Origin of the sequence: Agrobacterium sp. O3.4, assembly GCF_041414895.1 — a bacterium.
Taxonomy (GTDB): domain Bacteria; phylum Pseudomonadota; class Alphaproteobacteria; order Rhizobiales; family Rhizobiaceae; genus Agrobacterium; species Agrobacterium cucumeris.
Window position 1 is genome coordinate 1,481,628 of sequence record NZ_JALPZP010000001.1, and the last position, 24,955, is coordinate 1,506,582.

Consider the following 24,955-nt stretch of genomic DNA (forward strand, 5'->3'; position numbering starts at 1 on the left):
ACGCTCTAGGCGCATTCCCTGCGGGGCTGCAGGCGATCGAGCGGCACAGCGGGCGAATAGAGATAACCCTGACCGAAACGGATGCCCATCTGCATGAGAAGCCGGCTCTGCTCCTCCGTTTCTATGCCTTCCGTCACCAGCTTGGCGCCGTAACGCTCGGCGCTTTCGAATGCGAGCGCGATGGCGTCCTTGAAGCGTGACTGATCGAGCCGGGACGTCATCCAGTGGTCGATCTTGACCTCTTCGAAGGGGAACCTCGCAAGCAGGGTAAGCGCGGCATAACCTGTGCCGAAATCATCAAGCGACAGCCGCACGCCTGCTTCGCTCAGCCTGTCGAAATTCTGCTGCACGACATCGATGGCCGGTACACGGCTCATTTCCGTCACCTCGATCGACAGCCGATGCGCCGGAACCGCCATTTCACTCAGGAACGCCACGACCCGGTCTCCGAAACGCGGGGTAGAGAATGACGAGGCGGAAATATTCACAGACAAATGAAAATCCGGCTCGAGGCTCCGCAGATTGCTGAGGTCGCGGACAACCGCCTCGATTGTCGACCACTCGAATTCCACCAGCAGCCGGTGGCGCTCGGCAATCTCCAGCACGTAATAGGGCGAAAGCGCCTGCCCGCGCGCATCTGTTGCCCGCAGAAGCGCCTCCGCACCGATCATGCGGCGATTGTGCATTTCAAATTTCGGCTGGTAGCATATTGGCGGCCTGCCGGATTTGACCCAATGGACCAGCATCTGCCGAACACCCTCGTCGCGGCTGGCTTTTTCGGCAAAGGAGAAGGGGAAAATCTGCACCGGATTTTCGCTTCTCCGCAGCGCCAGGCTGAGATGCCTGAGAAATGATGCCACGTTCTGCCGGGAAAGCATGTCCAGGTTGGCCGCACCGATCTTCAGATGCGGGGCCGGCCCCGCCTCCGCGGAGCGGCAAAATGCGCTCAGCCCGTCATGCAGATGCATCATGAGCCGTGCGCTTTCCGACTTTTCCAGCGAGACCCCTTCGATGACCACCGCAAGTGTCGTATCGCCGAACATGAAGCTGCGCGGCGCATTGGAGTGCGACAGCAGGCTGCTGTCACCATCACATACTTCCCGCGCCAGTCGCGGCCAGAAAAGATCGGCCCAGTCCTCGCCTTCGCAGGCGGCGACATCGGCAATATTGACGATTTCTATAAGAAGGAGCGCGTGTGGCACGGGCGGCTCCCGCCTTGCCATCGTTTCGATGTGGTCCTTGAGGGCGCGACGGTTGGGCAGGCCGGTCAGGGAATCCGTCCGCGCGACGATATCACGCTTCCTCACCTCCTCCCGCGCCCGCGCCTCGCTGCGCAGAACAAGAAACAGGCAGGTGATCATCGGCAGACCAACAACGACCGCCCCCAGGGTGCGGCGGCCGACGCCGCTCAAGAAAAGCGCCTGATCGATAAGGCCCAGACCGAACGAGACGGAGATGGCAAACAGCGCCGCAAGAAACCGCACACCAAAAACGGCGAGAATATCGCGCACTCCCAGTTCAGTGAAACGGCGTCGACGCATCCAGCCATACATCAATATCCCGAAAGCCGAGATGACGACCATGTCCTGAAAAGCGGCAAGAAACAGCACGGGGCCACCGATCACGTAGCGCCCGGCAGCAACGAGAAGCAACGCTATTCCACCACCCTGCCATGACCCAAGAAGCCCCGCCAGAAACAGCAGATCCGAGCGGATATAGGGTTTGGAAGGCAGCTGGATAAACTCGGAAACCAGAAGCGTCAGCAGAAATCCGGCCACGCCGAAAATGATACCGTAATAGATCTTATAACGCGGGTCATCGAGGGCGATCTTGCGGCGCATGAGGATCAACACGGATACCATGCCGATCACCGCAGCTGCCTGGAGCAGCAGGAATGGAAGCTCGGCGGCAGCGGCCGCTGCCTGAACGGCGATCAATTCCATCATCTGCAAATCCCCGGTTATTATTTGTTTCGCCGCCGGAGTTCCGGCGTTCGCCTTTCACAATTCCCGTATCTGCGAGGTACGGACTATAACACAGAGCCTGCTGCCACGGCCGGCCCATATCGCCGCCGCAATCCGCATCCCGGTAAAATTCTCCGGAGCGACAATCGCTCCCGCCTGTGGGGCGACCAGCACCGCATAATGCCGCGCCGGGAAATAAAGGAACAGGAGCGGTGCGACAACAAACAACCGGACGGCAACATCCAGCCAGATAATCTCCGGCACCCAGTTCGTATTGACAAACAGGTACCGATTATAGACAACCATGCCGAAATTAATCCACACGTATTGAACCGATGGTTGCTTTCATTGATTTTACGAATGAACCCGGAAGACCGGTCATCTTCAAATAAAAATACCATCCAATTACTCTTTGATACACCCTTAAGAAAAAAATAAAGTTCCAAATTTCAGCAATTATTCAAAACAAATACAAAACTACCATTAAAAAATATTGAAAAGCCGATTTTATGATTTAAACTTAAAACATCACCTTTAATTCCAAATATTACTTTATTCCGAAACGACATATTCAGCGTTTTATTTTCCGGTACTGTTCATTAAAAAAGCCATTCCCGGCCGGGACGATCACCTTGCCCCTTCGGCCATTTCTGCTAGAAACTTATAAAGTCACACTTTATTTCATGAAGCACGCACACGGGTACCTCTCCATGTCAGCCACCAAGCTTGCCATCGTCGGCGTCGGTAAAATCGTTCGCGACCAGCATCTTCCAGCCATCGCGGGCAATCCGGATTTCGAATTGATCGCCACGGCGAGCCGGCATGGCACCGTGGATGGCGTCGCCTCCTATGGCACCATCGAGGCAATGCTGGAAGCGGTTCCGCAGATCGAGGCCGTGTCCCTGTGCATGCCGCCGCAGTTTCGTTACGAGGCAGCCTATGCGGCTCTGAACGCCGGCAAGCATGTTTTCCTTGAAAAGCCGCCGGGTGCTACGCTTTCCGAAGTGCAGGATCTTGTCCGCCTTGCGGATTCGAAGGGACTTTCGCTGTTTGCAAGCTGGCATTCGCGTTACGCGCCGGCGGTGGAAGCGGCCAAGGCATTTCTGGCTTCCACAAAAATCGACAGCGTGCATGTGATCTGGAAGGAGGATGTGCGCCACTGGCATCCGAACCAGGCATGGATCTGGCAGGCGGGTGGCCTTGGCGTCTTCGACCCCGGCATCAACGCACTTTCGATCATCACCCATATCCTGCCCCGCGCGCTGTTCCTGACCAAGGCGACGCTGGAATTCCCGGAAAACCGCGACGCGCCGATCGCTGCGGATCTGCATTTTTCCGACGTAACGAAAATGCCTATGCGGGCCGAGTTCGACTGGCGCCAGACCGGCAAGCAGAGCTGGGATATCATCGCCGAAACGGCCGGCGGACGGATGGTGCTTTCGGAAGGCGGCGCCAAACTCTCGATCAACGGCGAAGAGAAGCTCTCCCAGCCTGAGCGGGAATATCCCGCCCTTTACGAGCGTTTCGCGGAGATCATCAAGGCCGGCCGCTCCGACGTGGATCTGGCGCCCTTGACCCATGTGGCCGACGCCTTCCTGCTCGGCCGCCACAAATTCGTGGATTCCTTCTACGACTGATAAAACGGTCGTTTTCAGAACTTCTCAGAGGGCGCGGCTGACAAAACGGTCGCGCCCTGATTTTTTGGCTTGATACAAAGCCTCATCGACGCTGCTCAACAGCGCCGCGCGATCCGCCCCCGCCTGCGGGGCAATCGCACCGCCGATGCTGAGGCGCGCTGCGACCTCATGACCATCGACATCGAAGGGTTCACGGAAGGCGGACAGAAGCCGGTCGGCCAATCCGTTCATCAACACCGACGAGTTGGGATGCGGTATGAAGATTGCAAATTCATCGCCGCCCATACGCACCACGATATCTTCACTGCGGATAGCATCGCGAATACGTCCGGCAGCGGCAGTCAGCACACAGTCGCCCGCCGGGTGGCCGAATGTATCATTGATCGTCTTGAAGCCATCCAGATCGAGATAGAGAACACCAAAGGTTTCATTTGCCTGAAGCGCCGCACCCAGCTGGCCATCAACGATCGCCTCCAGTGCCTTGCGGTTATAAAACCCGGTCAGCGGATCGGTCATTGCCGCGTCGCGCAGTTCGCGCTCCGCGAGACTCATGGTGAAATTGGCTTTCTGGAGACGCAACAGCGCCGCCGCCAGCAGCGCGAAATGCCGGAGATTGTCGATTTCGGCGCGGGAAAATTTTCTCGGCACCGTATCAACGAGGCAAAAGGCTCCCACAACGAGGCCCGCCTCCAGTTCGATCGGCGCACCGGCATAAGAACGCAGTTCGGGGCCGCCTTTCACATAGGACATGAAGCGAAAATCCGGGTGTTCCGTCAGATCGGAAATGGCCACGACATCCCGTCGGGTAATGACACGGTTGCAGATGGACAGATCGCGCGGGCATTCCGACAGCTGCATTCCCACCTGTTCGGCGATATGCAGCCAATCCTCATCGACGATGTGAACGGCGGCGCGCGGCACGCCGAACACGCCCTGCCCCAGCTGCGAAAGCACCTTTAGTTCCGGTATTTCCGCATTCTTGAAGGACATGATGGACCTTACCGCGACCAGACGCTCTGTTTCCCCTTCCGGTCGTGATATCGCCTGTCCCATGATGATGTCCTTCTGCTATTTCGTATGAAGCCTCGTCCGGCCGGCACATAATGCAAAAACCGATATGCGGCGCCACATGCGAATTGTTGTCGGTCTGTTTGTGGGCTTCCGCACGCGGTCGGTCTCGACACCTGCCGGCAACTACGCCTTTTTCTGCCAGCGCCCCTCTGGCGACTGTTGCCAATAGGTCAGCGCATGGCCTTCAGTCTTCAGCCTTTTCCAGTGATTTCGCGCCATTTCGAGCTGGTAGGCATCATATCCGTCGAACATGAAGACGATGCGCTCATAGGCCTCTACCGTTGGCGGTTCGGCGCCATCCACCAGAAAGCGGACATTTGCGCCGTTGCCGTTGACTTCCGAGGCTGTGAGCAGAATCGGCTGGCTTTGCGGTGCCGGAGACGCATCCGTGGCGTGCGGCAGAAAACTGTCGTCACGAAAGGTCCACAGATGCGCGTCGAGGAAATCGCGGCGCTCCTCGTCCACCGTCTGGATCGCGACCTTCCAGCCGCGTTCCAGCGATTTTTCGAGCAAAGGCGGCAGCGCATCCTCGAGCTTCGATTCCGTCAGATGGTAGAACAGAATTTCAGTCATCCGCAGACTTCGAACTCCGCTCGCATCAATCTTCGTAATGGGCGCGAACGAGTTCGTTCAAAAGCCGCACGCCGTAACCCGATCCCCAGGACTGGTTGATCTCGGTCATGGGCGATCCCATCGCCGTGCCGGCAATATCGAGATGCGCCCACGGCGTTTCACCCACAAAGCGCTTGAGGAACTGCGCGGCGGTGACGGAGCCCGCCAGACGGCCCGAGCTGTTCTTCATGTCGGCGAATTTGGAATCGATGATCTTGTCGTAATCCTTGCCGAGCGGCATGCGCCACAGCTTTTCCGCCGTCGCGTCACCAGCCTGGGCGAGGCGCGTCGCAAGCTCGTCGTCATTGCAGAAAAGGCCGGCCTGAAGATTGCCGAGCGCAACCGTGATCGCACCCGTGAGGGTGGCGAGGTTGATCATGAATTTCGGGCTGAAACGCTCCTTGGTGTACCAGAGCGCATCCGCCAGAACCAGGCGACCTTCGGCATCGGTATTGATGATCTCGATGGTCTGGCCGGACATGGAAGTGACGATGTCGCCCGGACGCTGGGCATTGCCATCAGGCATGTTTTCCACGAGACCGATAACGCCGATGACATTTGCCTTCGCCTTGCGGGCCGCAAGCACATGCATGAGGCCGGTGACGGCTGCGGCGCCACCCATGTCGCCCTTCATGTCTTCCATGTTGAGGCCGGGCTTCAGCGAAATGCCGCCAGTATCAAAAACCACGCCCTTGCCGACGAAAGCAATGGGTTCATCCTTCTTGGAGCCGCCATTCCACTGCATGACGGCAAGCCGCGGCGGACGGGCCGAGCCCTGCGCCACGCCGAGAAGCGCATTCATGCCAAGCTTCTTCAAGTCCTTTTCGCCGAGAATCTCGACATCGACACCCAGCTTGCGCAGCTCTTCCGCCTTTTCGGCGAATTCGACGGGGCCGAGAACGTTCGGCGGCAGGTTGACGAGGTCGCGCGCCAGAACGACGCCGCCAGCAACAGCCTCGGAGACGGCAAAGGCCTTTTCCGCTTCCTGATGAGCGGCCGTGATGATGACGATATCGACTTTCTTCGGTGTCTTTTCGTCGTCGGATTTTTTCTTGGTCTTGTAGGCATCGAAGCTATAGGCGCGCAGCAGAAGGCCCAGCGCGAAATCCGCAGCGGCCTGCGCGCTGATTTCGACGCCCGGAGCGTCGAGATAGATGGCGACCTTGTCTGCCTTGCGGAAATTGGCGGCGGCGGTGCCGCCGGCGCGCAGCCAGTCATGCGCAACAAGTTTCGCCGGCTTGCCGAGGCCGATGACGAGCAATCGGTCTGCGCTCGAGCCCTGCGGCGCGATCACATCGAGCGTCGTCATGGATTTGGCAGCAAATCCCGCAATCTTCGCCGCCCTCTCGATCACGCCACCCGGATCTGCCTCGGAAGCACCGGCGGCGGCCTGCGCCTCACCGGAGGCCTGCAGCACAACGGCCAGCGAGTTTTCAAGCGAAGCGGAATTGGCGAAAGAAATATCGAATTTGGCGGACATGTTTTCCTGCTCTTCATGGTCAAATTGCATGATGCGCACGATCATGGCCTTTTCAGCCCCCGGCGCAACCCTACATTTTTTATGGCCTGATTTGTTTAAAGGCCGACATTCCTTAAAGGTCCACATTCGTTAAAGGAATGACATTTTTGCGGCTGGGCCGATTACGTCATGAAACCGACAGCTTGTTCCACAAAAAGACACAGGCGATGGAAAAATCGTCGTGCAAAACATATTTGTGAGCACGCCGGAATAGCCAATTGCAAACGATGCGATTAGATAGGCGGAAATCCGGCGGGCAATCGCACGGGAAAACAATGTCGAACAGGGCCGTATGAAGCTTCTTGAGAACTATATCCTGCGGCGGACAACGCAGATGTTTCTGGTCGCGCTGTTGCCGGTGCTGGCCATCATCTGGACCATCCAGGTTCTCCAGAGAATCAATCTCGTCACCGATACGGGCCAGTCGATGGGCTCCTTCATGGCGCTCGCGACCCTGATCCTGCCGACGCTGATCCCCGTTGTTTTGCCTTTTGCCCTCGTCATCGGCATCACCCAGACATTCACGGCGATGAACAATGATTCCGAGCTTGCCATCATCGATGCGGCCGGATCGCCGCGCTCAGTGATGTTTCGCCCGGTTCTCATTCTGGCCGCAGTTCTGAGCGCCCTTTCCTTCACCATCACCAATTTCATCGAGCCGCCGGCGCGTAACTCCGCCCGGCAGATGGTGGCTGCGGCCTATGCCGACCTCCTGTCCTCGGTGATCGAAGAAAAGACCTTCCGTACCATTCAGGATGGTCTCTATGTGCAGATCGCCCAAAGGCAGGGCCGTATCCTCAAGGGCCTTTTCGTCGCCGACCGGCGCGATCCGAATTTCGATCTCATCTATTATGCCAAGGAAGGCATGATCGATGAGAGCGGCACATCGCTGACCATGCGCGACGGCGAAGTGCAGCAGAAGACCCCTGACGGCAAGGTGTCGATCGTCAAGTTCCTGTCCTACGCCTTCGACCTTTCGACCATGTCGGAGAAGCAGGATTCCGAACCCTCGCTGTCTCCGGGCGATGCCAGCCTCGGTTTCCTTCTGTCGCCTGACGAGAACAATGCGAGCTACAAGCGGTCGCCGGAAAACTTCCGCAGCGAGCTGCACAAGCGCCTGTCGGACTGGATGTTCGCCTTTGCCTTCGCGTTGATATCGCTGGTCATCGCCGCCGATGCCCGTTCGCATCGCGAGGCGCGCATGCATCCCATGGTCGCCGCGCTGGTAACGGCCTTCATGCTGCGCTGGCTCGGTTTTTACGTCACCAACCAGGTCAAGCAGAGTGCGGCTTTCATTCCGCTTGTCTATGCCGTGCCGGGTCTCAGCGGCGGTGCGGCCGCCTTCATCCTGATAACCGGTCGCAAGCCGAAGATGCCGAAGATTATCGCGGATGCGGCGGGCCGGATGCGCCGTCTGTTCTCCAGCCGGCTGGCGCGCAATTCGGGGAACGGCAACGCATGATTTTCAACACCCTCGCCCGATATTTCCTGAAACGATATCTGATGACGGCCGTCTGGTTCGTGCTTGGCGTATCGTCGATCATCTATCTCGCGGATTTCAGCGAGACGGCACGGCGCATGTCCAGTGTGCCGGGCTATTCGGTTCCGGGCGCACTTGGCCTGACAGCACTTCGCCTGCCGCTGATTCTGCAACAGACCGTTCCCTTCATCGCCCTTTTCGTGGGCATGACGACGCTGATCTCGCTCAATCGACGTTACGAACTGGTTGTCACGCGCGCAGCAGGTGTTTCCGCCTGGCAATTCATCCTTCCTTTCGTCCTCGGATCCGTCCTTCTCGGCATTCTGTCCGTCGTCGTTTTGAACCCCATCGCCGCATGGGGCCAGAATCGGTCGCTGGCTATGGAAGCGGGATGGCGCAACGAAGCCAATGGCGGCCGCCAGCAGCAGATCATTCCATGGATGCGTCAGGCAAGCGGCGGCCAGGATACGATCATCGGCGCCAAGAGCTTCGAGGACAACGGAACGATGCTGCTCGATGTGGTTCTGATCCACCTCGACAAGGACGGAAACATCGTCTCGCGGCAGGATGCCAAGTCGGCAAAGTTGGAAGATGGTTACTGGCTTCTTAACGATGTGACGGAAACGCGCGCCGGGCATGTGCCAGTTCGGCAAGAGAGCACGCAGATCAGTACCAATCTGAGACGCGAATTCGTGCAGGAACGCATGACACAGACGGAAACCGTTGCTTTCTTTGATCTTTCTCACAAGATCGAAGTTGCAAAGTCTTTTGGACTGTCTTCAAAAGCGCTTGAGACGCAGTATCATTTCCTGCTATCGACGCCCCTGCTTCTGGTTGCGATGACCTTGATCGCCGCGACCGTTTCATTAAAGTTCAGCCGCTTCGCCCAATCGCGTTCCGTGATTCTGGGTGGAATCGTTTCCGGCTTCGTGCTTTATGTAGTAACCGTGCTCGTAAGGGCATTCGGGAGTGGTGGTGTTGTCCCTCCCACCGTCGCGGTCTGGGTTCCAGTCGTCGTGGCGTTGGCTTTGGGGGCAACCATTCTGCTTCATCAGGAGGACGGCTAGTGGCGGTATATGACCGCGGGAATATCAGGCGGCTTTGGACGGCCCTTCTGACGGGTGCCGCTGTGTGCGCGTATTTGGCATCAAGCCCGGTCGCTTTTGGCCAGGGCGGGTTGCTTGCGTCTGCAAGCCAAGACGATTCGAAACTCCTGCTTACAGCAAATGAACTGACCTATAATCGCGACTCCCAGCGCGTCATCGCGAAGGGCGTGGTTCGCATGAAATATTCGGGCTACCGCATGGTGGCCCAGCAAGTGGAATATAATCAGCAGACCGGCCGTGTGATCGCGCATGGCAATATCGAGCTGATCGAACCCGGCGGCAACAAGATCTATGCCGACGAGATGGACGTTACCGACGACTTTGGCCAGGGATTCGTCAACGCGCTGCGCGTCGAGACCCCTGATAATACCCGCATCGCGGGTGAAAGCGCCGAGCGTCTCGAAGGCGACCTGATGGTCCTCAACAACGGCGTCTACACCGCCTGTCTGCCCTGCGCCGCAAAGCCTGAAAAGGCGCCGCTCTGGCAGGTCAAGGCCGAGCGCGTTGTCCAGGACGGCAAGACCCATACGATCCGGCTGGAAAAAGCCCGCCTGCAGCTTTTTGGCCATTCGATCGCGTATGTGCCGTTCCTGACGGTTCCGGACAATACGGTGAAGCGGAAGTCCGGCTTTCTGTTCCCGCAGATGAGCATTACCGACAATCTCGGTTTTGGCATCGGCGTTCCCTATTTCCAGGTCCTATCCGACACATCTGATGTGACGGTTACGCCGACCTATTACACGACGCAGGGTCTGCTGTTGCAGGCGGAATTGCGCCAGCGTTTCGAAACCGGCATGCATACGGTCACGGTCGCCGGCATCAGTCAGCTGAAATCCGACACCTTCACGGCCGGAACCAGCGACGCGCTCAACGACAATCGCGGCATGATCGCCAGCAAGGGCGACTTCACCATCAATCCGCGCTGGGCATTCGGCTGGGATGCCATGGTGCAGACCGACAATAACTTTTCACGCACCTACGGGCTGAAGGGTTACAAGAACGACGTCCAGACCAACCAGATTTATCTGACGGGCACGGGCGAGCGGAACAATTTCGATGCGCGTGGTTATTATTTCAACGTTCAGGACACGGACAATACTGAATCTCTCGAACGTAAGCAGGCCATCGTCCATCCGGTCGTAGACTACCGTTATTTCGTTCCGGATCCGATCTATGGTGGCGAGCTTTCGCTGACCACCAACCTGACCAGCATCACCCGCCTGAAGCAGGACGCATACGCTCTTGGCGGATATTCGCGCTTTAACGGACTTGAGGGTGACTATACGCGCCTTTCCACCGAAGCCGAGTGGAAACGCACCTTCACCATGGATAGCGGTCTGCAGATCACACCGATCCTCGCTGCACGTGGCGATGCTCTGTGGACGGACATGTCCCCGGCAAGCTTCACCTCTGGCGGCACGTCTTATGCCTATGAAGGCATGATGCATGATGACGCGGCGTTCCGCGGCATGGTCACCGGCGGTCTTGAGGTGCGTTATCCCTGGCTCTTCACGGCGCTTAACAGCAGCCACGTGATCGAACCGATCGCACAGATCTTCGTGCGTCCGAATGAGCAATATTCCGGCCGTCTTCCCAATGAAGATGCGCAGGCTTTCGTGTTCGATGCGACCAATCTGTTCGAGCGTGACAAATTCTCCGGTTTCGACCGGATCGAAGGCGGCACGCGCGCCAATCTTGGCTTCCGCTACAATGGCACGTTCGACAACGGTTACGGCGTTCGCGCCGTTGTCGGCCAGTCTTTCCATCTGGCGGGCGAAAATTCCTTCGCATCCTATGATCTGGCGAATGTCGGTGCTGATTCCGGCCTCGAATCCGACCGTTCGGATTACGTCGCCATGGCCGCTTTCGATGCGCCGATCGGCCTTTCGCTGTCATCGAGCCTGCGCCTTGACAAGGACGACCTCGACATCAATCGGTCGGAGACGGGACTCAGCTATTCTGACCGCCGCGTTACCGGCAAGCTCAGCTATACGCAGGTCAAGGCACAGCCGAAATATGGCTATAACGAGGACCGCGACATTGTTCAGGCTTCCGGTATGCTGCGCATGGACGACAACTGGTCGCTATTCGGCTCGATCAATTACGACCTGAACGGCAAGTTTGCTGCAGAGCGCCGGGTTGGCATTCTCTATCAGGATGAGTGCACGATCTTCACTGTAAGCTATTCCGACGAAGGCAACATCAACTCCAGCCGACAGTCTGCCAATGACTGGTCGATCAACGCCCGTCTGGCGTTCCGCACGCTCGGCGATATCAGTGTCGGCTCCGCAAATGAAGACTGGGCCGATATGGATATCGGCTGGAAGCCGAATAATTACTGAGTTTAAAGGCGGGTCACGCAGCATCGTGACCCGCCTTTTTGCCATTCAGCTAGTAAAAGTCACGGTTTCGCCGCAACAACACGCCAGTGTCGGCCGGGTATAAACCCCTATCGGGTTTTCTTTCAACAAACCGACACATTGCCGTCCTGCGGATCGCGATGATATATACGTGGCGAAATCGCGGCGCGGACGCGCAAATGCAGGTCTGACAGGCCGGGGAATGCGAAATTTCCACCGTCAGGCAGAACAGACTGGCGGGACAGGGAGACAGGCCCCTGCCCGACGAAAGGGAGAAGGACATGATGAATTTCGGAAAGACGGCTTTGCGTGGCGCTGCTTTCGCCTTTGCGATATTTGCCGTTCCCATGGCCGCCGTGCCCTATACCGGCCAGGCTTTCGCCGATGCCACGGTCAAGATCGTCGTCAACAAGACACCGATCACCAACGACGATATCGCCAAGCGCGTCGCCTTCCTGAAGCTGCAGCGCCAGTCCGGCAATCTCAACGAAAAGGCGCGCGAGCAGCTGGTCGATGAGGCACTGAAACGCGAGGAAATCGGCCGGGTGAAAATGTCGGTCAGCACCGATGAGGTCGATGCCGCTTTTGCGCGTTTTGCCGGCAACAACAAGATGAAACCGGATCAATTATCGAAGGTGCTGGCACAAGCGGGCGTCGGTGCTGACCATTTCAAAGCCTTCATCGCCGTGCAGATGAGCTGGCCTCGCCTTGTTAACGCCCGTTATGGCGCACGCGGCAAGATGTCGAACCAGGACCTCGTTACCCGCCTGCAGGAACGTGGCAACAAGCCGGTCACGACCGAATATTTCCTGCAGCAGGTCATCTTCGTCATCCCGGAATCCAAGCGTAATTCCATTACCGGCAAACGCAAATCCGAGGCTGAAGCTTCGCGCAAGCGTTATCCCGGCTGCGACCAGGCCATGACCTTTGCAGCAACCATGCGCGACGTGGCGATCAAGGATCTTGGCCGCATTCTCGCGCCTGAGCTGCCGGAAGACTGGAAGGCGCTGGTTGAAAAGACCAAGGAAGGCGGCACCACCGGAACGCGCGTGACCGAAAAGGGTGTCGAATATCTGGCCATCTGCAAGCAGCGTCAGGTTTCCGACGACTATGCGGCGGAGATGGTGTTCAAGTCCGAAGACCTGATGAAGGCCAAGGACGGCGAAAACCCGAACGAAAAGAAGTATATGGATGAGCTGCGCAAGAAGGCGCAGATCGTCAACACCTGATACTGATACGAAAGCCGGGTCTTTCCGTGACACATGCATCCCTGCCGCTTGCCCTCACACAGGGAGATCCAGCCGGTATCGGCCCTGATATCGCCATTGCCGCCTGGGCCAGGCGTCAGGAGAACGGTCTTCCGCCGTTTATCTTTATAGGTGATCCCGATGTGGTGGCCAGCCGTGCGGCACTGATCGGCATGCCGGTCAATATCGAGACCTGCGATGTGGCGGATGCCGTAAGCGTTTTCGATCGCGCTTTCCCAATCCTGCCGCTTCCCGTCGGGTTCGAGGTTCAGGCAGGCCAGCCACATGTCGGAGCCGCGCATGCGACGATCAAGGCGATAGAAACCGCCGTTTCCCTGACTGTTGAGGGCAAGGCTGCAGCCGTCGTCACCAATCCGATTGCAAAATCCGTGCTTTACGAAGCGGGTTTCGGATTTCCCGGTCATACGGAATTTCTGGCCGATCTCGCTTTGCGCCTTAAGGGTGAGCAGGTTATGCCGGTGATGATGATTGCCGGTCCCAAGGTCCGCGTCGTTCCGGTCACGATCCACATTCCCGTCAAAGACGTGCCGGCAGCGTTGACCGAAGAACTGATTGTCGAGACATGCCGTATCGTCGATGCCGATCTGCGGCAGAAATTCGGAATAGAAGCTCCGCGTCTGGCGGTTGCCGGGCTTAACCCGCATGCGGGCGAGGACGGCGCGCTTGGCACCGAGGACCGCGACGTGGTTCATCCGGCGACCATGCGGCTACGCAAAGACGGGATAGATGCTTTCGGCCCCCTGCCCGCCGATACGATGTTCCATGACGCCGCCCGCAAGCGCTATGATGTCGCCGTGTGCATGTATCACGATCAGGCACTCATTCCGGCCAAGGCACTCGGCTTTGACGATTCGGTCAATGTCACGCTCGGCCTGCCCTTCATCCGCACCTCGCCGGACCACGGCACCGCCTTTGGCATTGCCGGCCAGGGCATCGCCAATGAGGCAAGCCTTGTGGCGGCGCTGAAGATGGCGGCGGAAATTTCCGCCCGCAGCCGGGCCGTCGCATAATGGCGGCCATAGACGGACTGCCGCCGCTGCGCGATGTCATCCAGCGCCATGGGCTCGATGCGAAGAAATCCCTTGGGCAGAACTTCCTGTTTGATCTCAACCTCACCCAGAAGATCGCTCGGACAGCAGGGCCGCTCGAAGGCGTGACGGTGATTGAGGTCGGCCCAGGGCCCGGCGGCCTCACCCGCGCCATTCTTTCGCTCGGTGCCAAAAAGGTCATCGCCGTCGAACGCGACAGCCGCTGCCTGCCGGCGCTGGCGGAAATCGAAGCGCATTATCCCGGGCGTCTCGAGGTGATTGAGGGCGATGCCCTCAAGACCGATTTCGAGGCGATGATACCCGCCGGTGAACCGGTGCGTATCATCGCCAACCTGCCTTACAATGTCGGCACACAATTGCTGGTCAACTGGCTTCTGCCAAAAGCGTGGCCGCCTTTCTGGCTCTCCATGACGCTGATGTTCCAGAAGGAAGTCGGCCAGCGCATCGTGGCTGAGGAAGGCGACAATCATTACGGCCGCCTTGGCGTTCTCGCCGGCTGGCGCACGGTATCGGAAATGGCCTTCGACGTGCCACCGCAGGCCTTTAGCCCGCCGCCGAAGGTGACGTCCACCGTCGTGCACCTGCTGCCCAAGGACAAGCCGCTGCCTTGCGATGTCGCCAAGCTTGAAAAAGTGACCGAGGCCGCCTTCGGTCAGCGGCGCAAGATGTTGCGCCAGAGCGTGAAGAGCCTTGGCGGCGAAACGCTGCTGGAAAGAGCGGGCATTGACCCCACACGACGGGCGGAAACGCTGTCGGTGGAGGAATTCGTGACATTGGCGAATTGCCTGTAACACGCTCTGTGATGCACTGTTCTGGACGGTGGGACACAGGTTCGTGGACCCTGCGATTAGAGGAACAAGCGTGGAGAATGCCGGTTTTCACTACAAGCTCGATGTTCCCACCGAAACACCCGACTGCGCGGTTGTCCTGCTGCATGGATCGGGACGAACGGAAGAGGACCTCATCTCCTTTGGCCGCGCCACCTTTCCTAAGGGCGTCTTATATGCGCCGAGAGGGGCTGTTCCCTGGGAGAATGGCTTCGCGTTTTTTCGCAGAAGGCCTGACAGACAGCTCGATATCGACGATCTGAAACATCAAGCTGCCAGACTATGCCGGTTTGTCACCTTCGTGTTTCAGCAGACGGGGCAAAGACCCGTTCTCGTCGGATATTCGAACGGTGCGATCATTGCGGCTGAAACGATATGTCAGGACCGCCATCCGTCAAAGGGCGCTATCCTGCTTCGCCCACTATCTCCGAGGAGTGAACAGCCTCTTCCAAACCTCGCAGGGTATCCCATACTTTTGCTTGCGGGCGCCCGTGACGACCGGCGTCACCCCTCCGATGCCCCGCATCTGGCCGGTCAACTGGCTGCAGCCGGTGCGGAGGTCATTCTGGAAACGATCGACGCGGGCCATGGATGGGCAGAAGATGCCATGGACGAGCGACTGACCCGTCAATGGCTGGCGCGTGGACCCGCAGCGTAAATCAGAGCTGCGGCTCTTCCTCGAGCAGCGCCCGCACAAAATCGAACATGCCGTGACGGCGGTCGCGGCGGACGCGTTCGGCTTTTACGATGGCCTCCACGGCTTCGAAGGCCGCCTGCAGGTCGTCGTTGAGGATGACATAGTCATAATCGCGCCAGTGCTCTATTTCAGCGCGGGAATTGACGAGGCGCGTCTTGATGACCTCTTCGGTGTCCTCTGCCCGGCGGTGCAGGCGCGATTGCAGTTCGGTCATGGTCGGCGGCAGGATGAAGATCGAGACGACGTCGGCCTTCATCTTGTCCTGCAACTGCTCGGCGCCTTGCCAGTCGATATCGAACAGCATGTCGCGGCCAACAGCCATGGCATCTTCTACCGGCCCGCGCGGGGTGCCGTAAAAATTGCCGTGGACCTCTGCCCATTCCAGCAGCGCATCGCTATCCCGCAAGCGCTCGAATTCACGCTTGGAAATGAAATGGTAGTGGATGCCGTCAATCTCGCTCTGGCGGCGCGGGCGCGTCGTGACGCTGACGGACAGACCGATATTCTTGTCCTTGTCGAGCAGGTTGCGGGCAATCGTGGATTTGCCTGCGCCCGATGGTGAAGAAATCACCAGCATCAGCCCTCTGCGGGCAATCGTGACGGGAGAATCATTCACCGGGGCCATGGGTCTACTCCAGATTTTGGACCTGCTCGCGGAACTGGTCGATAACCACTTTCAGCTCTATGCCTGCTGCGGTTACCGCACTGGCGTTCGATTTGGAACAGATTGTATTCGACTCGCGGTTAAATTCCTGTGCAAGAAAATCGAGCTTGCGGCCGACGGGCCCGCCATTCGTCAAAAGCTCGCGCGACGCCTGCACATGGGCGCGCAGCCGGTCCAGCTCTTCACGCAGGTCCGCCTTGGTGGCGATCAGCGCCGCCTCGGCGTGGAGGCGATCACGATCGAGCCCGTGCATGCCCTCGCCGATCAGGGCGATCTGCTGGGCAAGCCTTGCCGCAATCTGTTCCGGCTGGCGGGAAGGATCGTTTTCAATAAGCTCCACAAGCGTCTCGATCCTGTCGATCTGCCCGGACAGGATGGCAAACAGCGAAGCGCCTTCCCGCTCGCGCATGTCCTTCAGCTTCTCGATGGCAACTGCGAAACCGGCCAGCACATCGGCGTTGCGTGCGGCCTGCGCCTCAGCGTCATCTTCCGCCTCGCGAAAATCGACGAGGCCGCGCAGTGACAGCAGCGTATCGAAGCTCAGCGGCTTGTCTTCCACGACATCGCCAAGCTCTTGTTTGAGCGCCAGAACAGCAGCGAGAGCATCACGATTGATGACGGCCTCCAGCCGGTTTTCCGCAATGGCCAGCGTCAATCCCGCCTGGATGTTGCCGCGGGAAAGGTGCCCGCCCGCAATTTCCCGCAGGGCTGTTTCCAGCGCTTCCAGACCGGTCGGCAGGCGCAGGCGCATATCAAGCCCCTTGCCGTTTACCGAGCGCAGTTCCCACGCCCAGCGGTAACGGCCGGATGTTCCTTCGCTGCGCGCAAAGCCGGTCATCGATTGTAATGTCATATCTGGAAGCCCCCCGGTCATGCCGTACAAAACCGGGCCTTGCGTTTGGCAGGGCCCGGTCAGGATCATCAATCAATTATTGGTCGGTTTTTCCGCCTCTGCGCCGCCCGGCTGGCCATCCACGGCCACATCCGGATTGGCGCCGGCTGCCGCCTTTTCCGCCTCGATCTTGCGCCAGCGGCGGACATTGGCGTTGTGCTCGTCCAGCGTCTTGGCAAAGACGTGGCCGCCTGTGCCATCGGCAACGAAATAAAGGTCGTCGGTACGCCACGGATTGGCAACCGCCTCAAGTGCTGCCCGGCCCGGATTGGCGATGGGAGACGGCGGCAGGCCCTTGATGACATAGGTATTGAACGGCGTCTGCTTTTGCAGGTCCGACTGATAGATTGGCCGGTCGGAGGGTTTGCCGTCGCCGCCGAACAGACCGTAGATGATCGTCGGGTCGGATTGCAGGCGCATGCCCTTCTTCAGGCGGTTATAGAAGACGGAGGCGACATGGGCGCGCTCGTCATCCTTGCCGGTTTCCTTCTCGACGATCGAGGCGAGCGTCACGAATTCCTCGACGGTCTTGATCGGCAGGTCGGGGTCGCGCCGTTCCCAGATCATGTCGATCAGCTTGTCCTGCGCCGCGCTCATCTGGTTGATGATCTCTTCGCGCTTGGTGCCGCGGGTAAAGCGATAGGTATCAGGGCGCAGGCTGCCTTCTTCCGGCAAGGCGGAGGGCAGTTCGCCATCCAGTACCTCGTCTGCGGCAAGGCGCGCGAACATCTGCTTGACGGTCAGACCTTCGGGCAGCGACACGGAATAAAGGATCGACTTGCCGGATTCCAGCAGCATCATGATGTCCTTCATCGATGCGCCGGCCTTGATCTCATATTCGCCCGCCTTCAGCGTCTGGTCCTTCTGCAGGTAGCTGCCGGTCATCAGGCGGAAAATGCGGGCATTCGAAACGACGTCGTTGCGTTCGAGATTATTGGCAATCTCGATAATGCCAGCGCCGTTGCGCACCGTGAAATGTGTGTTCGTCTGAAGTGGACCGGGCTCCTGGAACGCATTGATCATGTAATAGAAAGCGGCAATGGCCAGGACACAGACGGCAACCGCAAGCGTCATCAGAAAATTCAGGAAGATCACCAGCTGGCCATGGGCCTTGCGGGAGCGCTTCGGCGGGGCCGGCACCTTTTCCGGGCGCAGCGCCTCGGTTGGGGATTTCGGAATGATCGGGCCGCGATTGGATTCGCCCGCGCCGTTCTGTCCGTATGGTCCCTGGCTGTTCTGGTTCGTGTCGCTCACCGTCGGTCCTTTTCAGTTCGGCGTTGTCAGCGCTTTTTGCGCAGGTAATGCGGCAAAAACAGGTTCGGAATGTCTTCCTGCACCACATAGAGATATCGTGAAGGCTTGCTATTCCGCTTCACGAACATCGTTTCGGACAAAGCCGATGGAGGAAGCAGCCTGCGGCCGGAAATCACCCCGAACCGGCAAACGCTTCCCATAAACGACTACAATATCGGCGCGAAAACCGGAATGGCTTTCGCAAGCCGCAATGCGTTCTTCAAAGGAAAGAACGTCCTTTGTCAGCACCCGGTGGGAGGGCGCCAGCGGCGGCAAGCCGCCGCCGCAATTATGCTTCGTAACGACGAAGCACGAGAGAGGCGTTGGTGCCGCCGAAACCGAAAGAGTTCGAGAGCGCCACATTGACCTGCCGCTTGCGCGCCTTGTGCGGCACCAGATCGATCTTCGTCTCGACATCGGGATTGTCGAGGTTCAGCGTCGGCGGAACGATGTTGTCACGGATCGCGAGCGTCGCGAAAATCGCTTCGATCGCACCCGCCGCACCCAGCAGATGGCCGGTGGCCGACTTGGTGGAAGACATGGAGATCTTCGAGGCCGAATCGCCGACAAGCCGCTCTACCGCACCAAGCTCGATCGTATCGGCCATGGTGGAGGTGCCGTGGGCATTGATGTAGTCGATATCGTCAGGCGTGAGACCCGCGCGCTTCAGCGCCATCAACATGCAGCGATAGGCGCCTTCGCCGTCCTCAGACGGGGCCGTGATGTGGTAGGCATCACCGGAAAGACCGTAACCGACGACTTCGGCGTAAATCTTCGCGCCGCGCGCCCTGGCATGTTCCAGCTCTTCCAGAACGACGATGCCTGCGCCCTCACCCATGACGAAACCGTCGCGGTCGCGGTCATAGGGGCGGGATGCCTTCTGCGGGTCGTCATTGTGCTGGGTGGAAAGCGCCTTGCATGCGGCAAAACCGGCAAGCGCGATGCGGCAGACCGGCGATTCGGCACCACCGGCAACCATGATGTCGGCATCGCCAAGCGCGATCAGCCGGGCGGCGTCGCCAATGGCATGCGCACCGGTCGAGCAGGCCGTTACCACGGAATGATTCGGTCCGCGCAGCTTGTGGCGGATGGAAACCTGGCCGGATACGAGATTGATCAGACGGCCGGGAATGAAAAATGGTGAAATGCGGCGCGGGCCCTTGTCGCGCAGCGTATAGCCCGCCTCGACAATGCCTTCCAGGCCGCCGATGCCGGAGCCGATCAGAACGCCTGTCGCGATCTGGTCCTCATCCGTTTCCGGATGCCAGTCCGCATCGGCAAGCGCCATGTCGGCGGCGGCCATGCCGTACAGGATGAAAGGATCGATCTTGCGCTGTTCCTTGGGCTCCATCCAGTCATCGGCATTGAAGGTGCCGTTGGAGCCATCACCGACGGGAATGCGGCAGGCGATCTTTGCGGGCAGGTCCTCGACTTCGAATTCAGTTACGAGACGGGCGCCGTTCTGGCCGGCGAGCAGCCTTTCCCAGGTGACTTCCGTTCCACATCCAAGAGGAGATACCATGCCGGTACCGGTGATAACGACACGCCTCATCGCCAATGCTCCGCCCTTATCCAAATCATCGGTCTTTTCTGCAATGCCGGACGCCATGAACTGACGTTTGCGAGACGCTGCAGCATTTCAAATGTCCGCATAATTTTCGCCGCGCGCCGTTTCCGGCCGGGGAGCTTATGCGGAGCCTGGAACGCGCGCCGGTTTGGGCACGTACCGTCTCTCTATAAAACATTGGCCCGGACGAGCCGGGCCAAGATGGGGAGGATATTGCACCTCCCCCATGAAGGTCGATCAGGCCTGGGCCTTCTCGATGAACTTGACGGCGTCGCCAACGGTCAGGATCGAGTCCGCTGCGTCGTCGGGAATTTCAACGCCGAATTCTTCTTCGAAAGCCATGACCAGTTCAACGGTGTCGAGCGAATCAGCGCCCAGATCGTCAATGAAGCTGGCGCCTTCGACAACCTTGTCGGCGTCAACGCCAAGATGATCAATTACAATTTTCTTTACGCGTTCTGCGATATCGCTCATGTCGGTTTCCTCGACCTTTATTTTGAAGGGAATGCCTTGCGGCACCCTGCCCTGTTAGAAGCCCTCATGCGCCGTTCAAATCCGGCACCGCTGGCAAACCCGTTCAACCCGGTCCAAGCTAGACATCGTCACGCAAAATCGCAACGGCTTCCTGTCTCTCCGGGACGACTGTTCACAGTCTTGGCCCGCTTAACACGGTTTCAATCGGTCGAAAAGCCTGAAAACGCGCTAAGCACAGCGTATGACAGGCAATTTAGCCGGAAACCGGTCCGCGGAGCCTTGCGGCGCGAGCTACCCAAGAAGGTGCTGAAATAGCGCCGCAATCCTTTTCATGACGGCTGGAAGCGCGTCAGATCATCGCCATGCCGCCGTTGACGTGCAGGGTCTGGCCGGTCATGTAGGCGGCTTCATTGGAAGCCAGATAAAGAACGGCGGACGCGACTTCAGCGCCGGTGCCCATGCGCTTCATGGGAATGGCGCCCATGATGGCGTCTTTCTGCTTGTCGTTCAGCTTGCCTGTCATGGCGCTTTCGATGAAGCCCGGAGCCACGCAGTTGACGGTGACGTTGCGGGTGGCGATTTCCTGCGCCAGCGACTTCGAAAAACCGATCATGCCGGCCTTGGAGGCGCAATAATTGGCCTGGCCGGGATTACCGGTGACACCGACGATGGAGGTGATGTTGATGATGCGGCCGAAACGGCGGCGCATCATCGGATGCGTCAGCTCACGCGTCAGGCGGAACATCGCGGTCAGGTTCACTTCGATGACGTTGTCCCAGTCCTCGTCGCTCATGCGCACGAAGAGACCGTCCTTGGTGATACCGGCATTGTTGACAAGAATATCGACGCCTTCCAGCTCGGCTTCGGCCTTTTCGCCGAGAGCCTTGACCTCGGCGCGGTCGGCAAGGTTAGCCGGAAAAATCTTGACGCGATCGCCAAGTTCCGCCGCCAGCGCCTCGAGTTTTTCGACGCGCGTGCCATGCAGGCCGACGGTTGCGCCCTGTTTGTGCAGAAGGCGGGCGATTTCTTCGCCGATGCCACCGGTCGCGCCGGTTACGAGAGCCTTGCGGCCTGTCAGATCTAACATGGTCCGTTCCTTCTTTAGAGCAAATCCTGCAGGAGCTTTTTGCGGTTCTGCGTCGGGAATTGTCAAAAATAAAGCCGTTGCGGGGCGAAGCCCGTCTCAGCCGATAAGCGTGGCAAGAAGCTGGTCGATATCGGCCGCGCCGTTGACGGCAACGCCGTTCACCGTCTTGTCGATACGGCGGGCAAGGCCCGTCAGCACCTTGCCGGAGCCGATCTCGTAAAGCTGCGTGACATTGTTGGCGGCAAACCACTCAACCGTTTCGCGCCAGCGCACCTGACCCGTCACCTGTTCGACCAGCAGGGCGGCGATCTCGTCGGCATCGGAAACCGGCGCGGCGCGCACATTGGCAATGACGGGCACGACGGGCGCCTTCTTTTCGACCTTGGCCAGCGCCTCGCGCATCGCTTCCGCAGCCGGCGCCATCAGCGCCGAGTGGAAGGGCGCGGAAACCGGCAGCATGATGGCGCGCTTGGCGCCTTTTTCGGAAGCGATCGCGGCGGCTTTCTCGACAGCGGCCTTGGAGCCGGAGATGACCAGCTGGCCGCCGCCATTATCATTGGCGATCTGGCAGACGCCGAGAATGCCGGCCTCCTCGCAGATTGCCGAAACCGCATCATGTTCCAGCCCGATGATCGCTGCCATGGCGCCTTCGCCGACCGGCACTGCGGCCTGCATGGCGTTGCCGCGGATGCGCAGAAGCCGCGCGGTATCGGCAATCGAAAACGTGCCGGCAGCACAGAGCGCCGAATATTCGCCAAGCGAATGGCCGGCGACATAGGAGACAGCGTCGGAAAGCTTCAGACCGCGGGCTTCGAGAACCCGCATGACTGCCATGGACACGGCCATGAGCGCCGGCTGGGCGTTTGCCGTCAGCGTCAGCGTCTCTTCCGGGCCGTTCCACATGATATCGGAAAGCTTCTGGCCAAGCGCCTCGTCCACTTCCTCGAACACGGCGCGCGCCTCGACGTAGGTATCGGCAAGCTCCTTGCCCATGCCGACGGCCTGGCTTCCCTGACCGGGAAATGTGAATGCAATACCCATGGGATGTGGTCCTTCTTGTCTGGCTTGCCTTTATTCCAGCGACTTCCATTCACATTCCGGCCAGCGGTGTCAAGACTTGACGCCCTGCGGCAGGCGCATCCGCAGGGTTTTGCCACCCTATTCAGCCTTTCTTTTAGTCATATTTTTTCTTGCACTGCGGCAATTCCCCATTACTTTCATGCCACCCTTCAAAACATCTCGCCAAGCACCGGGACATTTCCATGAAACAGAGACTATTGGGCCGCACGGGTATTTCCGTGTCCGAAATTTGCCTTGGCACCATGACGTGGGGCACGCAGAATACCGAAGCCGATGCCCATGGGCAGATGGACTACGCCATCGAGAACGGCGTCAATTTCTTCGATACGGCCGAGCTTTACCCCACCACCCCCGTTTCCGCCGAAACCCAGGGGCGGACGGAAGAATATATCGGCACATGGTTCGAAAGGACCGGCAAGCGTGATCAGGTCGTGCTCGCCACCAAGGTTGCCGGCTCGGGGCGTGATTACATTCGCGGTGGCCGCGATATCGATGCCGCCGCCATCCGCGAGGCCGTCGATACCAGCCTAAAGCGCCTGAAGACTGATTATATCGACCTTTACCAGATCCACTGGCCGAATCGCGGCACCTATCACTTCCGCGGCGCCTGGGGTTTCGATGCCTCCGGTCAGGACAAGGAGCGCACGCTCGCCGAAATCACGGAAAAGCTCGATACGCTTGGCGAACTGGTGAAAGCCGGCAAGATCCGCGCCATCGGCCTTTCCAACGAAAGCGCCTGGGGCACGCAGAAATATATCGACATCGCCGAGGCCCGCGGCCTGCCACGCGTCGCCACCATCCAGAACGAATATAACCTGCTCTATCGCAGCTTCGATCTGGACATGTCGGAAGTCGCCCATCACGAGGATGTCGGTCTGCTCGCCTATTCGCCACTGGCGGCCGGACTTCTCACCGGCAAGTACCAGAACGGCGCCTACCCGGCGGGATCCCGCGGCACCATCAACAGGGAGCTCGGCGGCCGCCTGCAGCCACATCAGGAAGCGCCGGTCAAAGCCTATCTGGAGCTTTCCGCCGAGCATGGGATCGATCCGGCACAACTCGCAATCGCCTTCTGCCTCACCCGCCCCTTCATGGCCGCAGCCATCATCGGCGCAACAACAATGGACCAGCTGAAGGTGGATATTGCCGCCGCCGACGTGACCTTGTCGGATGACGTTCTCAATGGGATCGCGGCGATCCATCGCAAGTATCCGATGGCGATCTGACACCATCACGGCGCGCTTTTTTACCCTGTGTCCTTGCATTCCGGGCAAAAATGGGTATAAGCGCGCTGTTCACAACACCCGGTCCAATTGGCTGGTGGCTGAACGGAGGGCTGGTTTCGGTAACGAAACAGCAGGAACCATAAGGTTTTTCCGGCCTCCCGTGTCTCCGCTCTCGACCGTCTCGAACAACGCTTTTCTTGCTTTAAGGCCTCACGGCCTCACCCAAGAGCAGTCGTTGAGGCTTAGCGCCGTTGCCGGGTGAAGGACGAAACGCAAGAAAGGCAAAGCTTAAATGGCTCTTTACGAACACATCTTCCTTGCCCGGCAGGATATTTCTGCCCAGCAGGTCGACGCACTTGTCGAGCAGTACAAGGGCGTTATCGAATCGTTCGGCGGTAAAGTCGGACGCGTCGAGAACTGGGGTCTGAAGTCCCTCACCTATCGCATCAAGAAGAACCGCAAGGCTCACTACGCTCTCATGGACATCGACGCTCCGGCGGCTGCAGTTCATGAAGTCGAGCGCCAGATGCGCATCAACGAAGACGTTCTTCGCTACATGACCATCGCCGTCGAAGCCCACGAAGAAGGCCCGTCCGCGATGATGCAGAAGCGCGATCGCGACGACCGTCCGCGCCGTGACGGCGACCGTCCGGACCGTGGCCCGCGTGAAGATCGTGGCCCCCGCGCACCGCGCGAAGGTGGCTTCGGCGACCGCGAAGACCGTCCGCGCCGTCCGCGCGAAGACCGTGCATAAGGAGAATTGACCAATGGCTGATACATCCTCTTCCCAGGCACGCCGCCCGTTCCACCGCCGTCGCAAGACGTGCCCCTTCTCCGGCGCCAACGCTCCGAAGATCGACTACAAGGACGTTCGTCTGCTGCAGCGCTACATCTCTGAGCGCGGCAAGATCGTTCCTTCCCGCATCACGGCCGTTTCCCAGAAGAAGCAGCGCGAACTCGCCCAGGCGATCAAGCGCGCCCGTTTCCTCGGCCTGCTGCCTTACGTCGTAGCGTAATGAATTGAAGCGAGGCTGCGCTTTGGTGCGGCCTCGTTTTCTCCTTTGAAGCTACTGCCTTCTAAG

At 59.0% G+C, this 24,955-nt stretch carries 23 protein-coding genes; 11 read left to right on the top strand and 12 right to left on the bottom strand.

Features of this window, described 5'->3' with window-relative positions:
* Nucleotides 1-5: 5 nt before the first annotated feature.
* Entirely contained in the window at nt 6-1,946 is a 1,941-nt protein-coding gene (locus tag M0412_RS07165; RefSeq protein WP_269698240.1) for an EAL domain-containing protein, read from the bottom strand.
* Between the two features lie 54 nt (nt 1,947-2,000).
* Entirely contained in the window at nt 2,001-2,270 is a 270-nt protein-coding gene (locus M0412_RS07170) for a hypothetical protein (RefSeq protein ID WP_269698242.1), read from the bottom strand.
* 404 nt (nt 2,271-2,674) lie between these two features.
* On the opposite strand from M0412_RS07170, the gene M0412_RS07175 reads away from it, so the two are divergent.
* Nucleotides 2,675-3,601: a Gfo/Idh/MocA family protein gene (locus tag M0412_RS07175; RefSeq protein ID WP_269698244.1), complete on the top strand. Its 927-nt coding sequence runs from the start codon at nt 2,675-2,677 to the stop codon at nt 3,599-3,601.
* Nucleotides 3,602-3,625: 24 nt separating this feature from the next.
* On the opposite strand, the gene M0412_RS07180 is transcribed toward M0412_RS07175, so the two are convergent.
* The 3 genes from M0412_RS07180 to M0412_RS07190 form a co-directional block, all read right to left on the bottom strand.
* Nucleotides 3,626-4,654 carry a sensor domain-containing diguanylate cyclase gene (locus tag M0412_RS07180; protein ID WP_142839502.1) on the bottom strand — a complete coding sequence of 343 codons (1,029 nt, stop codon included), beginning with the start codon at nt 4,652-4,654 and terminating at the stop codon, nt 3,626-3,628.
* Nucleotides 4,655-4,795: 141 nt separating this feature from the next.
* Nucleotides 4,796-5,245: a DNA polymerase III subunit chi gene (locus M0412_RS07185; protein WP_142839501.1), complete on the bottom strand. Its 450-nt coding sequence runs from the start codon at nt 5,243-5,245 to the stop codon at nt 4,796-4,798.
* 25 nt (nt 5,246-5,270) lie between these two features.
* Nucleotides 5,271-6,764 (bottom strand): leucyl aminopeptidase, encoded by a 1,494-nt coding sequence (locus M0412_RS07190; RefSeq protein WP_269698834.1) that lies wholly within the window; start codon nt 6,762-6,764, stop codon nt 5,271-5,273.
* Between the two features lie 331 nt (nt 6,765-7,095).
* On the opposite strand from M0412_RS07190, the gene lptF reads away from it, so the two are divergent.
* The 7 genes from lptF to M0412_RS07225 all read left to right on the top strand — a co-directional run bounded on the left by lptF (nt 7,096) and on the right by M0412_RS07225 (nt 15,551).
* A complete protein-coding gene (lptF, locus tag M0412_RS07195) occupies nt 7,096-8,265 on the top strand; it encodes an LPS export ABC transporter permease LptF (RefSeq protein WP_142839500.1) in 1,170 nt (389 codons plus the stop codon).
* Nucleotides 8,262-9,350: an LPS export ABC transporter permease LptG gene (gene lptG / locus M0412_RS07200; RefSeq protein ID WP_142839499.1), complete on the top strand. Its 1,089-nt coding sequence runs from the start codon at nt 8,262-8,264 to the stop codon at nt 9,348-9,350. Before lptF ends, lptG begins: the two co-directional genes overlap by 4 nt.
* The gene (locus M0412_RS07205; RefSeq protein ID WP_142839498.1) at nt 9,350-11,731 is read left to right on the top strand and encodes an LPS-assembly protein LptD; all 2,382 of its coding nucleotides are present in this window, start codon (nt 9,350-9,352) and stop codon (nt 11,729-11,731) included. Before lptG ends, M0412_RS07205 begins: the two co-directional genes overlap by 1 nt.
* Nucleotides 11,732-12,030: 299 nt before the next feature.
* Nucleotides 12,031-12,978: a peptidylprolyl isomerase gene (locus tag M0412_RS07210; RefSeq protein WP_269698249.1), complete on the top strand. Its 948-nt coding sequence runs from the start codon at nt 12,031-12,033 to the stop codon at nt 12,976-12,978.
* A 26-nt stretch (nt 12,979-13,004) separates the two neighbouring features.
* Nucleotides 13,005-14,027, top strand: coding sequence for a 4-hydroxythreonine-4-phosphate dehydrogenase PdxA (gene pdxA / locus M0412_RS07215; protein ID WP_269698251.1), 1,023 nt, complete (start codon nt 13,005-13,007; stop codon nt 14,025-14,027).
* Nucleotides 14,027-14,857 (top strand): 16S rRNA (adenine(1518)-N(6)/adenine(1519)-N(6))-dimethyltransferase RsmA, encoded by an 831-nt coding sequence (gene rsmA, locus M0412_RS07220; RefSeq protein WP_269698253.1) that lies wholly within the window; start codon nt 14,027-14,029, stop codon nt 14,855-14,857. The genes pdxA and rsmA overlap by 1 nt, the downstream gene beginning before the upstream one ends.
* A 70-nt stretch (nt 14,858-14,927) precedes the next feature.
* Nucleotides 14,928-15,551 (top strand): alpha/beta hydrolase, encoded by a 624-nt coding sequence (locus tag M0412_RS07225; RefSeq protein WP_269698836.1) that lies wholly within the window; start codon nt 14,928-14,930, stop codon nt 15,549-15,551.
* A 1-nt stretch (nt 15,552) separates the two neighbouring features.
* Here M0412_RS07225 and gmk read toward each other — a convergent pair whose 3' ends face one another.
* The 7 genes from gmk to fabD form a co-directional block, all read right to left on the bottom strand.
* Nucleotides 15,553-16,215 carry a guanylate kinase gene (gene gmk / locus M0412_RS07230; protein WP_142839495.1) on the bottom strand — a complete coding sequence of 221 codons (663 nt, stop codon included), beginning with the start codon at nt 16,213-16,215 and terminating at the stop codon, nt 15,553-15,555.
* A 4-nt stretch (nt 16,216-16,219) separates the two neighbouring features.
* Nucleotides 16,220-17,107, bottom strand: a complete 888-nt coding sequence (locus M0412_RS07235; protein WP_269698256.1) for a YicC/YloC family endoribonuclease — start codon at nt 17,105-17,107, stop codon at nt 16,220-16,222.
* 72 nt (nt 17,108-17,179) lie between these two features.
* A complete protein-coding gene (mltG, locus tag M0412_RS07240) occupies nt 17,180-18,400 on the bottom strand; it encodes an endolytic transglycosylase MltG (RefSeq protein WP_142839493.1) in 1,221 nt (406 codons plus the stop codon).
* A gap of 328 nt (nt 18,401-18,728) precedes the next feature.
* Nucleotides 18,729-19,991 carry a beta-ketoacyl-ACP synthase II gene (fabF, locus tag M0412_RS07245; protein WP_269698259.1) on the bottom strand — a complete coding sequence of 421 codons (1,263 nt, stop codon included), beginning with the start codon at nt 19,989-19,991 and terminating at the stop codon, nt 18,729-18,731.
* 252 nt (nt 19,992-20,243) lie between these two features.
* Nucleotides 20,244-20,480, bottom strand: a complete 237-nt coding sequence (locus tag M0412_RS07250; RefSeq protein ID WP_003502080.1) for an acyl carrier protein — start codon at nt 20,478-20,480, stop codon at nt 20,244-20,246.
* Nucleotides 20,481-20,829: 349 nt separating this feature from the next.
* Nucleotides 20,830-21,567, bottom strand: coding sequence for a 3-oxoacyl-[acyl-carrier-protein] reductase (fabG, locus tag M0412_RS07255; RefSeq protein WP_006314577.1), 738 nt, complete (start codon nt 21,565-21,567; stop codon nt 20,830-20,832).
* A 96-nt stretch (nt 21,568-21,663) separates the two neighbouring features.
* On the bottom strand, nt 21,664-22,608 hold the full coding sequence (fabD, locus tag M0412_RS07260; RefSeq protein ID WP_269698316.1) for an ACP S-malonyltransferase: 945 nt from the start codon (nt 22,606-22,608) through the stop codon (nt 21,664-21,666).
* Between the two features lie 221 nt (nt 22,609-22,829).
* Here fabD and M0412_RS07265 point away from each other — a divergent pair, with 221 nt between their 5' ends.
* The 3 genes from M0412_RS07265 (at nt 22,830) to rpsR (ending at nt 24,889) form a co-directional block, all read left to right on the top strand.
* Nucleotides 22,830-23,873: an aldo/keto reductase gene (locus M0412_RS07265; protein ID WP_269698318.1), complete on the top strand. Its 1,044-nt coding sequence runs from the start codon at nt 22,830-22,832 to the stop codon at nt 23,871-23,873.
* Between the two features lie 292 nt (nt 23,874-24,165).
* Complete coding sequence (gene rpsF / locus M0412_RS07270; protein ID WP_003496829.1) at nt 24,166-24,627, top strand: 30S ribosomal protein S6; 462 nt, start codon at nt 24,166-24,168, stop codon at nt 24,625-24,627.
* Nucleotides 24,628-24,640: 13 nt separating this feature from the next.
* Nucleotides 24,641-24,889: a 30S ribosomal protein S18 gene (rpsR, locus tag M0412_RS07275; RefSeq protein WP_003496832.1), complete on the top strand. Its 249-nt coding sequence runs from the start codon at nt 24,641-24,643 to the stop codon at nt 24,887-24,889.
* Nucleotides 24,890-24,955 lie beyond the last annotated feature (66 nt).